Genomic DNA, 337 nt, shown 5'->3' with positions numbered 1-337 from the left:
TGGCGGGCGAAGTAGAGGTTGGTCTTCTCCGAGAAGATCGCGGTGACCTGCGAGAAGCCATTGCGCGAGATCGAGCGGGTGGTCTCCAGGCCCGGGATGCCGGCCAGGGCCGTTTCCACTGGGAAGGTCACCCGCTTTTCGATTTCGACCGGCGAAAGCGCGCCGGCCACGGTGTTGATCTGCACCTGTTTGTTGGTGATGTCGGGAACGGCGTCGATGGGCAGCTTGGTCAGCTGCCACGTGCCGAGGAGTGCGATGATGACGGTGAGAAGCAGGACGTACCAACGCCCCTTCACCGACATCGAGAGTAAGCGACCGATCATTTCGGCGTGTCTCC

At 62.0% G+C, this 337-nt stretch carries 1 protein-coding gene; it reads right to left on the bottom strand.

The features are described 5' to 3' along the window. Window positions 1-323: efflux RND transporter permease subunit (locus AX690_RS20240; RefSeq protein ID WP_197426930.1), on the bottom strand; the 323-nt coding region annotated here is incomplete at its 3' end. Between the last annotated feature and the right edge of the window lie 14 nt (window positions 324-337).

It is taken from the genome of Caulobacter sp. CCH9-E1, assembly GCF_001556515.1.
Taxonomy (GTDB): domain Bacteria; phylum Pseudomonadota; class Alphaproteobacteria; order Caulobacterales; family Caulobacteraceae; genus Caulobacter.
This window is presented reverse-complemented; position numbering and strand designations above follow the sequence as displayed.